At 41.6% G+C, this 14,092-nt stretch carries 14 protein-coding genes; 3 read left to right on the top strand and 11 right to left on the bottom strand.

Annotated elements, in window-relative coordinates:
• Positions 1-7 precede the first annotated feature (7 nt).
• The 4 genes from speA to IYN84_RS16435 form a co-directional block, all read right to left on the bottom strand.
• Positions 8-2,005 carry a biosynthetic arginine decarboxylase gene (gene speA, locus IYN84_RS16450; protein WP_196140341.1) on the bottom strand — a complete coding sequence of 666 codons (1,998 nt, stop codon included), beginning with the start codon at positions 2,003-2,005 and terminating at the stop codon, positions 8-10.
• A gap of 120 nt (positions 2,006-2,125) precedes the next feature.
• Entirely contained in the window at positions 2,126-2,977 is an 852-nt protein-coding gene (speE, locus tag IYN84_RS16445) for a polyamine aminopropyltransferase (protein WP_196140340.1), read from the bottom strand.
• Positions 2,978-3,103: 126 nt separating this feature from the next.
• Positions 3,104-3,583 carry an adenosylmethionine decarboxylase gene (gene speD, locus IYN84_RS21335; RefSeq protein ID WP_196140339.1) on the bottom strand — a complete coding sequence of 160 codons (480 nt, stop codon included), beginning with the start codon at positions 3,581-3,583 and terminating at the stop codon, positions 3,104-3,106.
• A gap of 361 nt (positions 3,584-3,944) precedes the next feature.
• On the bottom strand, positions 3,945-4,280 hold the full coding sequence (locus tag IYN84_RS16435) for a helix-turn-helix transcriptional regulator (RefSeq protein ID WP_196140338.1): 336 nt from the start codon (positions 4,278-4,280) through the stop codon (positions 3,945-3,947).
• A gap of 151 nt (positions 4,281-4,431) precedes the next feature.
• Between IYN84_RS16435 and IYN84_RS16430 the strand changes: the two genes are divergently transcribed.
• Both IYN84_RS16430 and IYN84_RS16425 read left to right on the top strand, forming a co-directional pair.
• The gene (locus IYN84_RS16430; protein WP_196140337.1) at positions 4,432-5,364 is read left to right on the top strand and encodes a permease; all 933 of its coding nucleotides are present in this window, start codon (positions 4,432-4,434) and stop codon (positions 5,362-5,364) included.
• Between the two features lie 112 nt (positions 5,365-5,476).
• Positions 5,477-6,811: a hypothetical protein gene (locus IYN84_RS16425; RefSeq protein WP_196140336.1), complete on the top strand. Its 1,335-nt coding sequence runs from the start codon at positions 5,477-5,479 to the stop codon at positions 6,809-6,811.
• A gap of 52 nt (positions 6,812-6,863) precedes the next feature.
• On the opposite strand, the gene IYN84_RS16420 is transcribed toward IYN84_RS16425, so the two are convergent.
• The 4 genes from IYN84_RS16420 to IYN84_RS16405 all read right to left on the bottom strand — a co-directional run bounded on the left by IYN84_RS16420 (position 6,864) and on the right by IYN84_RS16405 (position 9,235).
• A complete protein-coding gene (locus IYN84_RS16420; RefSeq protein WP_196140335.1) occupies positions 6,864-7,331 on the bottom strand; it encodes a hypothetical protein in 468 nt (155 codons plus the stop codon).
• Positions 7,332-7,531: 200 nt separating this feature from the next.
• On the bottom strand, positions 7,532-7,969 hold the full coding sequence (locus tag IYN84_RS16415; RefSeq protein ID WP_196140334.1) for a DoxX family protein: 438 nt from the start codon (positions 7,967-7,969) through the stop codon (positions 7,532-7,534).
• Between the two features lie 152 nt (positions 7,970-8,121).
• Positions 8,122-8,613, bottom strand: a complete 492-nt coding sequence (locus tag IYN84_RS16410) for a YbaK/EbsC family protein (protein ID WP_196140333.1) — start codon at positions 8,611-8,613, stop codon at positions 8,122-8,124.
• A gap of 67 nt (positions 8,614-8,680) precedes the next feature.
• Complete coding sequence (locus tag IYN84_RS16405; protein ID WP_196140332.1) at positions 8,681-9,235, bottom strand: DNA-J related domain-containing protein; 555 nt, start codon at positions 9,233-9,235, stop codon at positions 8,681-8,683.
• A gap of 169 nt (positions 9,236-9,404) precedes the next feature.
• On the opposite strand from IYN84_RS16405, the gene IYN84_RS16400 reads away from it, so the two are divergent.
• Positions 9,405-10,799 carry an aspartate kinase gene (locus IYN84_RS16400; protein WP_196140331.1) on the top strand — a complete coding sequence of 465 codons (1,395 nt, stop codon included), beginning with the start codon at positions 9,405-9,407 and terminating at the stop codon, positions 10,797-10,799.
• A 14-nt stretch (positions 10,800-10,813) separates the two neighbouring features.
• On the opposite strand, the gene IYN84_RS16395 is transcribed toward IYN84_RS16400, so the two are convergent.
• The 3 genes from IYN84_RS16395 to IYN84_RS16385 form a co-directional block, all read right to left on the bottom strand.
• Entirely contained in the window at positions 10,814-11,452 is a 639-nt protein-coding gene (locus IYN84_RS16395) for a glutathione S-transferase family protein (protein ID WP_196140330.1), read from the bottom strand.
• A 108-nt stretch (positions 11,453-11,560) separates the two neighbouring features.
• Entirely contained in the window at positions 11,561-13,486 is a 1,926-nt protein-coding gene (locus IYN84_RS16390; protein ID WP_196140329.1) for a tetratricopeptide repeat protein, read from the bottom strand.
• A 99-nt stretch (positions 13,487-13,585) separates the two neighbouring features.
• Positions 13,586-14,056 (bottom strand): Lrp/AsnC family transcriptional regulator, encoded by a 471-nt coding sequence (locus tag IYN84_RS16385; RefSeq protein WP_196140328.1) that lies wholly within the window; start codon positions 14,054-14,056, stop codon positions 13,586-13,588.
• Positions 14,057-14,092 lie beyond the last annotated feature (36 nt).

Genomic DNA, 14,092 nt, shown 5'->3' with positions numbered 1-14,092 from the left:
TCTTTAACTACTCTTCCAGATAACAATAACCATAGATCCCTTGTCGAAGTTCAGCAAGGTACTGACGTTGTATCGACTGTTCTATATCACTTTCTTTTAACTGACGCTTATAAGACTCCAGTAACGATTTCGCACCAAAGTCAACATAGTCAAGCAACTCTTCAACACTATCACCCGATTCTGTGGCAATGATACGAAGCTCTCCTTCCTCATCAAGTTTGAGATCGACAGTATGAGTGTCTCCAAAAAGGTTATGCATATCGCCCAGAATTTCCTGGTATGCGCCAACCAGAAAAAGGCCTAGCAAGTAGTCTTCGCCTTCAATATATTCCGGTAAATCGATGGTTGGGGTAATTCCTTTACGATTGACATATTGCTTAATCATACCGTCACTGTCACAAGTAATATCTTGCAACAAAGCAACTTCACTTGGTGCTTTATCAAGTCCTCCAAGCGGCATAATTGGAAAAATTTGATCAATAGCCCATGCATCAGGCAATGACTGAAAAACAGAAAAGTTCACAAAAAATTTACTGGCTAGCTTGCTCTCTAGTTGCGCTATAGTTTCTGCATGTCCTGGCTCGGTTTCATGTAACCGGGATTTGACTGCAAACAGGATATTGCGGTACAAACGTTCAGCCAGAGCTCTTTCTCTTAATCCGACAACGCCGTGACTAAACATCTCTTGTGCCTGTTTCAGGTAGTGTTCTGCACTATGAAAATCCGCTGTCAACTGTCGTCCGAGTGAGTCATCCATTGGTGAAGAAAGATCGCCTGATGTCGTTTCATAAGGAGTCGACTCAATACGCTTCAATATTTGCCATAAAGAACTAATCAAAGGATGATCTGCTTCACTGGATTCGTCCAGCTGAATTTCTCTAGCTTTTTCTACCCCGATAACATTTGCAATCAGCACTGCATGATGGGCAGTTAGCGCTCGTCCCGATTCAGTAATGATCGAAGGATGCGGCAAATCATTTTCTTCACAAACCTGTTTAAAAGCACCAACAACATTAGAAGCGTATTCAGCTAAAGTATAATTTACCGAGCAGTGACTGCGACTCTGCGTCCCTTCATAATCGACCCCGAGTCCTCCACCAATATCCAAAATGGAAATAGGAACTCCCAGGCTACGCAGTTCCGCATAGAAACGTGAACACTCTCTTAACCCGTTTTGAATATCAGCGATTGAAGTAATTTGAGATCCCAGGTGAAAGTGAAGCAGCTGAAATATATTGAGCTTTTTCACCGCACTAAGTCTTTCTACCACCCGTAGCATCTGGCTGGCGGAGAGACCAAATTTAGAATGATCACCACCAGAGTCCTGCCACTTACTCTCACCTTTGGTAGCGAGACGCGCGCGGACACCGATTCTCGCCTCAATACCCATAGCGCTCGATTCTGCAAGAACCAATTCCAGCTCAGACAGCTTTTCAACAACGATATAAACTTTATGCCCTAACCGCTCTGCTATCAACGCAGCACGAACATACTCTTTATCTTTATAGCCATTACAAACAATGGTCGAGTTGGTATTTTCGGACAGCGCAAGGACCGCCATAAGTTCGGGCTTACTACCCGCTTCTAATCCTACCTGTTTCTGTTCCAAAGACCGATTGGCATTAACCAGACCTTCAACCACCCTACGCTGCTGATTAACCTTAATGGGGTAACACACGGTATAAGTCCCCTGGTACTCGAGCTCTTCGATCGACTGATTAAAGGATTCGCAAAGGGCAGTAACTCGACATGCCAGTATATCAACGAAACGCAATAATGTAGGCGTTGATAATCCTTTGCCTTTTAACTGCTGACAAATTGTTGATAAGGCAAAGGTTTTCTCTCCTTTAAGCGGATCAGGACGAACAACCAGTTGACCATCCTCATCCAGGTCAAAAAAGCCACCGCTCCAATAAGGCAGGTTATAATGCGCGCGAGCGCTATCGACCGACCAGTCACTAAAATCTGACGGGTTGGAGGAAAAATCTCGAGATGGATTTAGCAAGTCAGCTCTCCGAATTTAGCAAAATAAGTGCAAATATTTTTCAAGTAAGAAAAGTAACTACACGTTTGAGCCAACTTTGCAGGGCCACTTAGTTCGCAAGTAGCCCACGTCAAAAAGGCTTTAACTTTCGAGCGCTTCAACGACGTATTGAGGTAGTGCAAAAGCTGCAACGTGTAGTGCCGGATTATAATACCGAGTTTTAAATCCTGCCGCATCAAAACGCTGTTGAATAACTTCCACAGGGGCTCTTCTTAACTCAGGATTATCGGTTCCCCAGGAAAGGGTCATAATACCACCAACGTAGGTAGGAACTGGTGCTGCATAGAACCAACGATCAGTGAAAATACCGTTGAAACGATTAAAGGTAGTAATCACCTCATCGAGCTGCATAAAACAGACACCATTTTGTGTTGCCAGAATACCACCTTGATTTAATGCATCCTTACAACCCTGATAAAAACGAGAGGTAAACAAAACTTCTCCGGGCCCTTCAGGATCCGTAGAATCAGAAATGATAACGTCAAACTTGTCTTGATTATTCACGACAAAATCGACACCGTCAGCAATTACCAGGTTGACTCTCGGATCATCAAATGCGCCATCTGAGTGCCCAGGAAAATATTGTTTGCACATATCCACTACCGCAGCATCAATTTCAACCATAGTAACGTGCTCAACTCCAGGATGGCGCAAAACTTCACGCAAGATGCCACCATCTCCACCACCGATGATCAGTACACGCTTGGCATCCCCATGAGCAAACATGGGCACATGAGTTAACATTTCATGATAAATGAATTCATCTTTCTCTGTTGTCTGAACCACACCATCAAGTGCCATGACGTTACCGAACTGTTCATTCTTGAAAATAATCAAATGTTGATGTTCGGTGCGATTTTCAAATAACACCTCATCAATAACATAGCTTTGCCCATAAGTAGAATAAAGCGTCTCGGTAAATCGTTTGGCCATAGTTCTAGTCCGTAATTTTCTTAATCTGATGACAGGTTCGAATTGCAAACAGCAAAAGTCCGGAAATCCCTGGTCAGGCTGATAGCCTAACAATAAGATACCCGGACCAATTAATCAAAGGTGCAATTATTTTAGCTTAATATTCTCGCCACGAAGAATTTCACGCACATCAACACGTGATGGCAAGAAGGCTTTGCGTAAAATCTCGGTTGCTTTATGAGGTTCAGCGTCGCCGCACATGAATACGTCAAAAGCGGCATAGTCGGCCTCAGGCCACGTATGAACACTAATATGAGATTCAGCAAGTACCGCTACACCGGAAATACCGCCATTAGGGGTAAAATGATGCATATGGATATGTAACAGGGTCGCACCGCATTCTTTTACAGAATCACGGAAAGCCTGCTCCATTACTTGAAGGTTGTCCAAATTAGACGCGCCCCAAAGGTCGATAATGATATGTGTACCGGCAAATGTTTTACCGTCGCGTCTGACAAAATGATCGTTTCGCTCATCGTTCTCATTGACATTGTTATACTCTGGCCAATGAGCTTCTGTTGCGACTGTCGGATCAATCTCAGAATTATAGTCGAAGCTCTCTAACACTTCTTATTCTCCCATAATCAAGGATTAAACTCAGCTCAGGGTGGAAACCTTAAAAAGACCTCTGAACGCACAGCCGGACCGCTTAAAAAGGTTATTTTTTAAGCAGCCAACAAATTTTGGAAGGTGCTTTATACGCTATTTTCAACAAATATCAAGAAAAATAACTCGAAAGCCAGATAAAAGTCAGTTTTGCAGGCGATATTTATTCCCTAAAAACCCAATATCTATTTGATTAATAACGACTTAATTGTTAATTTCGAAAATTGGTCGTTTACTGCTCTTTCCGCTAGGCAAATCAGTAAAAATGATCAGGATTTGGTATTTTAGCTGGTTATTTTAACTGCTTTGTACTCAAAGGATATTAAGACCTTTTACCACCACACTTTTCATTAATACAGCACTCTTCCTGTAGAAAATTAATTACAGCTAAAAGTGAGTCAAAACGAGGAAGACAATAAAGCGTTCTGCTCTCTCTTACCTGTTTGATTAGGTCCACTTTAACCAGCTTGGCAATATGATGGGACAAAGTTGATGCCGGAATACCAAGTTCCTGTTGAATCTCACCAACCGGTGCGCCACTTTCACCGGCCTTAACCAAATGTTTAAAAATTAAAAGCCGGGTGGGATGACCCAACTCAGCGATCCGCGCAGCAATGGACTCAACTTGAGTTACTTCAGGTGAATTTAGCGCTTTCATACAACTCCAACCAATCAGGAAATAGTTTCGATAGTTTCGGTGATCAATACTTGATATTTGACATTTCGATAATACTGGAAATATAATATTTCGACAATTCTGGAAATATAGATTTTATTTATACTGATGACCCTCAATCGGGAGACCCTAAATGTCACAATCACTCAACGAAGCAGTCAATTTTTTTCTATTCGTATTCAGCGAACTCGCAGTGCTCTTTATTTTAATTAGTTTCTTTGTCGCCTGGATTAACCACAAGCTACCGGCTCACAAGATTAAAACATTATTGAGCGGTAACCGCGGCTACAGTGTCGCCGTGGGCTTGGGAGCGATAACACCATTTTGTAGTTGCTCAACTTTGCCAATGACAATCGGACTGATTCAGGCCAGGGCGGCATTCGGACCAATTATGGCGTTTCTCTTTACAAGCCCTTTACTCAATCCTTTTATCATCACACTTTTCTGGGTCACTTTCGGTGCAAAAATTACTTTGCTTTACGCTGCATTTGTCACGATATTGGCTATCGGCAGTGGATTTATACTTGAAAAGCTCAAGTTTGATCGCTTTATCCGGCAGGACATTTTGCCTTCGGGTTGCAATGTTAATACGGAAGTCAGTAAAAATTCGTGTGATTCTGCCAACGACTCAAATTGTTCTGTTCAAACAGAGGAAGTACCAGTCAAAGGCAAAAAATTATTAACCGCCGCCATCAAGCAGTTTATTTCCTTTGCGCCTTACATGGCTATCGGCGTTACCATCGGTGCTATCCTCCATGGCTATGTGCCAGCTGAATTTTTTGGCGAACTGGCCTCCGGTGCTGACTGGTGGCTAATTCCGCTCACCGCGCTTATTGGTATATTTTTATACATCCGAGCCTCCACCATTGTCCCGATCGCAGGTTCTCTTGTTGCTAAAGGCATGAGTATGGGCGCTGTTATGTCGCTGACAATCGCCGGCGCAGGTGCCAGTCTTCCCGAAATGATAATGATGAAGCGCATGTTCCACTGGCCATTAGTGGTTGCGTTTGCAGTTCTTGTGATAACCACGGCATGCGTAACCGGCTTTGCCGTCAATTTAATCTGAGTATATTAGTCCAGGCATATCGATCCAAACATATCGATCCAAAAATAATTGCAAAGAGCTCACCATGTTAGATACAACTCAATGCTGCAACTCTAATTTGCCAGTAACAAGCATGCAAAGATTAACAAACTGCTGCGCATTTAATTCGCTGGCTAAACTCAGGTACAATTATCGTCTGGGATTGGCCAAGAACAACCAGCACTTTACGCCTTGTGCATTAAGCCTGACTCCCTGGGAACTTTCTGAGAGAGCATTTGAACGAGCGAAAAACACCGCACAGGCGTTAAGTCGACTACTCGAGAAAATCAGTCAAAATTCGCTTTTTCTTTCTCGGACTCTGTCTGATTTTAATGATACATCCAGCTTGCTTTTTGCATTTAAAAAAATGCATAGTAAAGTCGATGTGACAGAAACCGTTGCCACAGGAGTAAACCTGAGTCGCTTTGATTTTCTGCTCGACAACAACAATCAATGGCGACTGGTAGAGTCGAACACTATTGCTGCTGGTATGGGGCCATTTAGTGAAAAACTATCTGACCTTTTGGTTGCGAGCGGCCATATTGGAGCCAGAAAAATCATCAAAAATAATGCAATCTGCACCCAGAGCAGATTGCTCTTTCAGGAAGCAAAAAAATATTCCAGGGACGCTAATCCGAATATAGTGTTCGTTGTTGAAGCAAATGAAGACAATCGTTTCGATCAGGCTTATTTGAGCAACGCCCTTAAGGCCCTTGGTGCTAACGTTTATTACCGTACGCTTAAGTCAATTGCGAATAAAAGTATATCGTCAGATGGAAGACTCTACTTAAAAGAAGGTACTGGAATTGACCTCATTTATTTTCGGACGGGCTACAACCTGGCTGACTATAACATCGACAATGAACAATCCGGCGTGCTCATCGAAGCCCGCAATTGGATAGAACAACACCATTTAGCAGTATGCCCGAGTATCGCCCACCAAATGGCATCCTCAAAATGGATTCAGCTTAATCTGAGTGAAATGAACGCCCAACAGCTTTCAACTCAGTTTGGACTCAACAGGCTAGACTCTGAATTCGCCCGTACAGCACTGGCAACTCAACATAAAAAAATTGAAAGCAATGAACAGGTACAATCTCTTCTTAAAAATGGAGACTGGATACTAAAATCGCAGCTAGAAGGTGGCGGTACTCTGCTAGATTCACTAGAACAGCCTCAAGCGCAAAAAATCAATTTGAATAGTTACTTTTTGATGCAAAAAATTCACACTCAGCCAAGAAAGCTCGCCAATGTATTAAAAGAAGACACCGTGGATAATATTACCAATGTGACTTCTGAACTGGGGATCTTCATGCTCGGAAATCAGCATAACTTTGGAGGCTACCTTGTACGCAGCAAACCTTCAACGCAGCTGGAAACAGGCGTACATCGTGGCGGAGGGTTTCTTGACTCCTTGGTTTTCAAATAAGTGGATTTGCAGAGACTAGAATTAACCGGACCAGGTCGTTATCAATTAAAATTTAATCCGATTTGCCGTCCGAACTGGCACTCATATTAAGCAAAAATTCACTGATTTCCTGTCTTAGTCTCAGGTTGTTAGTTTCCCGAGCGAGCCGATCTGCTGCCAAAGCTTCTTTCCAGGCAAACACACGCTCTCCTATATGAAGATAATTTTCGGCCAGTGCAATCAGGATAGAAGCGACATACTCTCGGAAATCAGCTTTTAGCGCCAATTTAAGTGCATTGTGATAAATTCGAATTGCAGCCTTTGGATCGTTGGTAAAATCTGCCAGTACCTCCCATTGAAACGGGTGGTCAACACTCGTATATTGATTTTCCTCACACAGCTCCTTTAACCTGTTATAAGCTTGCCACATAGATTGCAAGTCATTAGTTTCGGAGGATTCAATAATCTCCAGTGCCAGGCGGTGCACCTTGTTGTAAAGCGCCGGAGGATCCTGCTCACTGATATTCTTGGGTTCTGTCACAATTTGGGTTCTATCACAATATTAGGTTATGTCGGGATGAGAAAAACGACCGACAATTTAGGTGAGTATGAATGCTCATACTACTAAGTACAATAATAAATCATCCCGATGTAATAATTAACAAGTTTTAAATCGCTATCTGTAGAAGATATACCGGACCATTACCTCTAATGACTTTGGATAGCGCGATAAATTCATCTTCATTGATTAAAAATCACTTTATCGAGACTATATCTACCCCCGCCTTTAGTTGCCAGATAAAGTCCAATCAAAACAAGTATGATTGCAGGAAAAACAGCTCGGATACCATGAGCACCATTAACCATTATTAGTGCTATCATAAAGTTTAATGTACAAAGAACACCTGCCCACCGCGTAAATAATCCAAGAACAAATGATAGACCAACAAAAAACTGGAGCCAGATCGACACCCTGCTGATAAATGAAGGCTGATAAAACTCAAATTGGCGTAAAAAGCCTTCAAACTCTGTCATTTTTCCCGAATTAAACAGGTGGTCAGCTACTCCCCAGATAAGGAAAACACCAATGAGTAATCGCATTAAAAACAATGTGGCATCATCAAAACGTTTTAGGTGTGAAAGAAACAGGATCTGGGATATTTTTTTGGTAAGTGCCATGACTATTTACCGCTGAAAGATCTTATTAATTGAATACTACTTTTTTACTACTTTTTTGATCGCCCAGAAATGGCGTTCAATTGAAATACAAATACTACCAGCTCATGGCTAGATATCAATTGCGAATCAGATGAGAAGTGAACCAGGTCTTACTATTCTGCCAGATCAATCCAACGCCCGTTGGTGAGTTCGTCTAAATCATCTACAGTCAGTTGGAAAACTGAATTAGGCGTTCCCGCCGCGGCCCAGATAGTGTCGAACTTCTTTAGGTCAGGATCCAGTATGGTAACAGGCTCACTTGTGTGAGCAACTGGTGGTACACCACCGATAGCAAATCCGGTTCTATCTCTGACGTACTCTGCATCGGCTTTGTCCAAGTGAATACCCGTCGCAGCTTCTATTTTTTTATTGCAAACTCTATTCGTGCCGGAAGCTACGACCAGTACATGCTGCTCACTATGTTTATCCCTGAATATCAGTGACTTGGCAATCTGCGCAACCGAACAACCTATTGTTTCGGCCGCTTCTTTTGCGGTTCGTGTTGAACTGGGTAGCTGACAGACATTTAGTGCTTTACCTCTGGCTTTTAGAAAGTCCTGAACTCGTTGTGAGGAATATTTTAGTGCTTTTAGCTTTTGTCTCATAATGTTGATACCCTCAATCATTTCCTCAATAAGTTATTTGATTTCAAAAATTTATCTGCATCAATTGTTATTTGAACAATATCATTAGTGTTTCATAAGCCTCTTTGATTTTTTGAAACTCAGCCTCATCGCCCCCTTTATCAGGATGATAGCTTTGTGCCAATTTCGAATATTGACGCTTGACGAGTTTTCGATCAAGCTCTTCGTATTTGGTCAAACCCAGGGTTCGAATCGCTACGGCTTTCTTATCAATTGCCAGATACTTTTCCCAAAATTTCTTCTGCATTTCAGCAACTTCACTTGCCGACAGTTCAAGATTCTTTCTATCAAGATAAAATTCCGCCAGCGCGTCGGTTTCAGCAATTGATTGACCTGCTTCGGCGATGGAACAAAGTCGAATTTCAAGTGGTGAAATAATCAGTCGCAAACGCTTTTCCAGTAATCGGTTGTTAAGCTTATAAAGTTGGTGAAACAGATAGAAGTGTCGCTTAAACAGACTGGGCTCAATTCCCAAGGGAGCAAAAAATTCAGGATGCGATTCTTCAAGATGGCGCAGTAACGGATACTCCTGAGTAACACCATCATTTTGATTAATATAATCCAGCAATAGTTCTTGGTTCATTTTTTACCTATGACTATATTTGAGTATGTCTGATTTAAATGTGCCTGATTTAAATGTGTCCTGACCTGAGTATGAATCGGATCCCCCTTTACTTCATCTATCATAGCTTCTTTTGATTAAAGACGATAGAATTCCTCCAATTAAGAGCGCAACCCAGAACCACACCGGCATGACTGATTTGACAACGATTTTCTCTGAGGAAACTAACTTTATCGTCCTTAAGTTTGGCGGCAGTAGCGTCGCGGAAGTCAATCACTGGGATACAATCGCGAGTCAGGCTCAATACCATCTTGAACAAGGAAATAAACCGGTTCTTGTGCTTTCTGCGCTAAAAAATGTTTCCAACCTACTCGAAGCCTTACTTCATCAAGCTCTGGCCGGTGTACACCCTAATGCTATCACCCACTTAAAGGAGCTTCACCTGGGATTTGCCGCCAAATTATCGTTGGCTATTCTGGATAAGCTCACTCCGGTATTCGAGCGTATTGAAATAGAGTGCGAAGCAATTTATTCGAGTCAGGAAATCTCGCCCAAAAGGCATGCAGCAATTGTCAGCTGTGGCGAACTATTATCCACACTAATCGGTGAAGCCTATCTTACAAAAGCTGGTCTGAACCCTTTATGGTTTGATGCACGAGAAATACTCAAAGCCACCAATCACTCAGATGAGTGGCATCACTATACTTCAGCCCAATGCAACTACACAGCGAATGAGCAAGTTAGACAAAAACTCCTAGGTCAAGATGGTCCGCTGATTACACAGGGCTTCATTGCCAGCGATGAATGTGGTGATACAGTTCTTCTCGGCCGAGAAGGCTCAGATACCAGCGCTTCTTATTTTGGCGCTATCTTAAATGCTGCAGAAGTACAGATATGGACAGACGTTACCGGCATTTTTAGCAGTAACCCTCGCGAAATCAACAATACGCAAGCAATTCAAAGTCTGAGCTATGAACAAGCCAATCAGATGGCCCGGCTTGGCGCTAAGGTATTACATCCGCGAGCGGTAACACCGGCGCAAAAAAATAACATTCCATTAAGGGTAAAATGTACCAGTGAGCCAGACCACCCAGGGACCTTGATTTCAAATGAGTTATTGAATGAGCAAGCGCTCACCGCGATTGTTTATGAGCCTGAAACAACCTTGATTAAAGTTTTATCGAAATCAGATGACTCAGAAAAAAAACTGGAAAACAACAGTAAAGAGCAAACAGTTTCCAGACTATCTTCCATTCTAAATGCACTCGGTTACGACCCACTGCTTAATAGTCAGCAACAAGATACTCTTTACTCTATCTGGATTTACGCCAACAGCGATCAACCTAAAATGAATGACCAAAGTCTTAAAGAAAGGCTACAAGACGTTGTTGAAGAGTTTAATAACTCTCTCTCGGTTGATTCAAGTATCGGATTAATAAGTCTGATAGGACATCCGGATAAAGTTCCGCAGGAAGTTTCAGAGCAATCTCGTCTTAAATTGGTCGAAAACGATCTCACATTTTTGATGGTGGATAGTAAAGACTGCCTGAAGATCGCACAAAAGCTGCACGATCAACTTATTTAACTCTGCGCCTGAGTTTAACGAAATGGCGTCAGGTCAATTGCTTCTATTGCACACACGGCCTTAATTGACGGCAGCTCGCTTAATCGCTGCAGATAAGGCTGTAGATTTTTGAAAGTTAACGGCGAAGACTTAACAGGAAGCGACCACTCTGACAGCATGAAAAGGAAATAATCACAGGCTGATAATTTATCACCGAGTAGATATGAATTCTTTTCCAACTGACTATCGATAATCGCCAAAGCATCTGCAATTCTATCTTCTTGCGCAGCGACTACCTTGGCAATACATTTCTCATCGTTGATATGTCGATGGGGGTAATAGTAGACCATTAATTCGGCCTGTAATGTATTGTTTAAAAAAGCCAACCATTGAAAGAACAGTGGTCGCAATGGGTCCCCCAATAATGGAATAAGCCCAAATTCTGAATGCGATTCACAGAGATGAATACAAATTGCAGAACTTTCAAAAATCGGTTTTTTGTTCACAACTAGCGTGGGAATACGCCCTGCAGGGTTTAACTTCAAATATTCCTCAGATTTCTGACTGTTGGATTTTTTATCCACCAGTAAAAGCTCATATTCCAGTTCCATATGATGAAGCAAAAAATGAGGTGCCAAACTGGCATTATTCGGGTAGTAATAAAGTTGATACAAAGCTTACCTCACTAAAAAAAGCAATAACACTACTCAGTCCACCAACACCATCGCCCAAAATAGTAATATTCATTACTCGATTGGTCCGCAAATTTATTTTTTTGTATCTTAATTTTCTGAAACAGGCTGAGCCAGATTTAGAACTCTGGTATGAACTTTTTTAATTGAACTAATAAACTGCTGACATGCAGTTATGGTTTGACGACATAGATATTTCACTTCGATGTTTCCATCACCTTGGACTTGCTGTTTAATTTGGGCTACAGAATGTAAAAATGCATTGTCTTTTTCGGCCAACATCCAGACTTCTTTGGTCGACTTGTTCACGATTTGGCTTTCGGCATATGCTCCCTGCCACTTTTTCACCGCAATCAACCAGCCGTCAGAAACTGACAAATTAAAATCAGGATTATTCAGTAGATGTTTTTTAACTTGGTGAAAATATTCAAAACCCAGGCTATTAAATTGATTATTGTTCGAGCCACCTTTAGCCTTTAAAGCCATTTCTTGCGCTGCTTTTTCTCCTACTTCAAGTAAATCTTCAACTTTCTCAACCAATATTTTTTGCTCTGCTAAAATTGCCTTCTCATAGAGTTCGTTCAAAATAACCGTTAGTGAATTCCCTCTTTCATGACGATAAATATAGTAAGCATCATAATAATTCGGCTCAGAATCCACCGCCAGTTTCAAGTATTCAAATGCTTGCTCCAACCTCCCCAGGGCCACTAAATTCCTTCCAATATACGCCTGACTAATTGCTGGATTTTCGTCGTCCAGCTCTACAGCTCTAGTCAAGCTTGCAATCGACTTTTCATAATCGCCAATAAGATAGTAGGCCAACCCCAAATTATTAAATAGGTGTAAAGATTCTCTGCCACTTTCTATCGCTTGTTTAAATAAACTAATGGCCTTTTCAAGCTGAGAATCTTTTAGATAAGTCCATCCGAGATTATTTCTCGCCCAAGAATAATCAGGGTCTCGTTCGAGTACAACCTGATATTCTGTAATTGCTTTATCAAACTCGCCAACTTCATCATAAATCATACCACCCAAAAAATAGTTATAACTGGAGTCATCACCCAGTGACTTCGACTTTTCCAGACTTTCTATAGCAAGTTTATACTTTCCCTGCTCATAATAGGCTTTGGCCAGACCACTATGACTATCTGAGTTGCTGCTATCGACACCAAGAGCGGCTAAAAAAGCAGCTTCAGCCTCGATAGGCATTTGTGCTTCGATGTAGGTCCAACCAAGTCGATTATGAAAATAATCATCTTCACGAAATTTTAGCCCGCGCTTGGCAAAATCGACAGCGCGATCATAATCCTCTAATTCCCGATAGATGGCGTTGTACAGGAAGTAATTCTCCCAATAATTATCATAGATTGAAACTGAACGCTCCAAGTCTTCAAGCGCTTGCTCAAAGTTACCTATTTTGTAATATCGATAAGCACGAGAATAGTAGAAAAGTTCATTGTCAGGAGACAGTTCGATTGCTTTTGAGAAATGTCTGATGGCACTCTGATAATCATTCTGACTTGAATAGATTCTGGCCTTCAACACATGAACGCCGGCAATTTTTTCGGCCTGCCCGGGAATACTGTTTAAAGTCGCCAATGCTTCAGAGAACTGTTCCTGATTATAAAGCGTAGTAGCTTTATCAAATGCATTCTGAATTTTATTCTGTTTGATAAAACGATAACTAAAAGTGGCTATTCCTTTCTTCCTGGTATGTTTGAATAATTTACGTCGACTGAGTTCTTCAGTTATCAAATCATTTAAACTATCGTATTTAATATTCTCCAGCAGTTCTTGGTCGAACTCTATATTTCCCGAACTATCAACAGATATATCCAGAGAAACAGCTTCATTACTGCCATAATATTCCTCAAAAACCAGTCGAGACGAAGGAACTCGAAACTCTTCTCGATTCTCACCAGGAAACTTAAAAGAAATAAATACCACTTCAAAGGCTGTTGCTGAAAAAGATATAAATACGAGCGCAACCAGAAAAATTGAACGAAATGCTTTCACCTACTTCCCTATTAAATTGCCTGGATACAAATCAGCGCCAGAGATTTTGACGATTCAATCAGTTCGCCTCTAGAATATTATCAAAGACACAACTTGCCGTTATACACCGTTAATTGGATACTCTCTTTGCATTTTGACAGTAGACAAAACTACTGATGACTTTATTTTGCCCAGACTGTTTAGCTTGGCCAACTTGGTACGTACAAAAGTTTCATACTCTTTAATATCTTTACATACAACCTTTAAAAGAAAGTCATCTTCGCCTGTTACATGATAGCACTCCATAACTTCTTCCAGGCTGGCGACTGCATTGTGGAACTCTTCAATCGACTCCTGCGAGTGCTGATGCAAGGTAACCGAGACCATCATTACCGCCCCAAGGTCAATTTTCTCAGGGTCAAGCAAGGCTACATACCCTTTTATATATCCGGCATTTTCCAGCTTCTTGACTCGCTCTAACGTCGGAGGTGGTGACAAGCCTAACTGGGAAGACAGCTCTTTATTGGTAATACGAGCATTGCCCTGTAATATTTTTAGTATTTTTCTATCTGTTTGGTCTAGATCGCTCATTTTTTTGTAATTCTCGCCTGCACATGAGCAAATACT

Origin of the sequence: Aliikangiella sp. G2MR2-5, assembly GCF_015687155.1 — a bacterium.
Classification (GTDB): Bacteria; Pseudomonadota; Gammaproteobacteria; order Enterobacterales; family Kangiellaceae; genus Aliikangiella.
This window is presented reverse-complemented; position numbering and strand designations above follow the sequence as displayed.

Bases quoted from the DNA above. Each gene is read 5' to 3' on its own strand.
- speE (WP_196140340.1), bottom strand. From the start codon at position 2,977: ATGGCCAAACGATTTACCGAGACGCTTTATTCTACTTATGGGCAAAGC.
- IYN84_RS16435 (WP_196140338.1), bottom strand. From the start codon at position 4,280: ATGAAAGCGCTAAATTCACCTGAAGTAACTCAAGTTGAGTCCATTGCT.
- IYN84_RS16430 (WP_196140337.1), top strand. From the start codon at position 4,432: ATGTCACAATCACTCAACGAAGCAGTCAATTTTTTTCTATTCGTATTC.
- IYN84_RS16425 (WP_196140336.1), top strand. From the start codon at position 5,477: ATGCAAAGATTAACAAACTGCTGCGCATTTAATTCGCTGGCTAAACTC.
- IYN84_RS16415 (WP_196140334.1), bottom strand. From the start codon at position 7,969: ATGGCACTTACCAAAAAAATATCCCAGATCCTGTTTCTTTCACACCTA.
- IYN84_RS16410 (WP_196140333.1), bottom strand. From the start codon at position 8,613: ATGAGACAAAAGCTAAAAGCACTAAAATATTCCTCACAACGAGTTCAG.
- IYN84_RS16405 (WP_196140332.1), bottom strand. From the start codon at position 9,235: ATGAACCAAGAACTATTGCTGGATTATATTAATCAAAATGATGGTGTT.
- IYN84_RS16400 (WP_196140331.1), top strand. From the start codon at position 9,405: ATGACTGATTTGACAACGATTTTCTCTGAGGAAACTAACTTTATCGTC.
- IYN84_RS16385 (WP_196140328.1), bottom strand. From the start codon at position 14,056: ATGAGCGATCTAGACCAAACAGATAGAAAAATACTAAAAATATTACAG.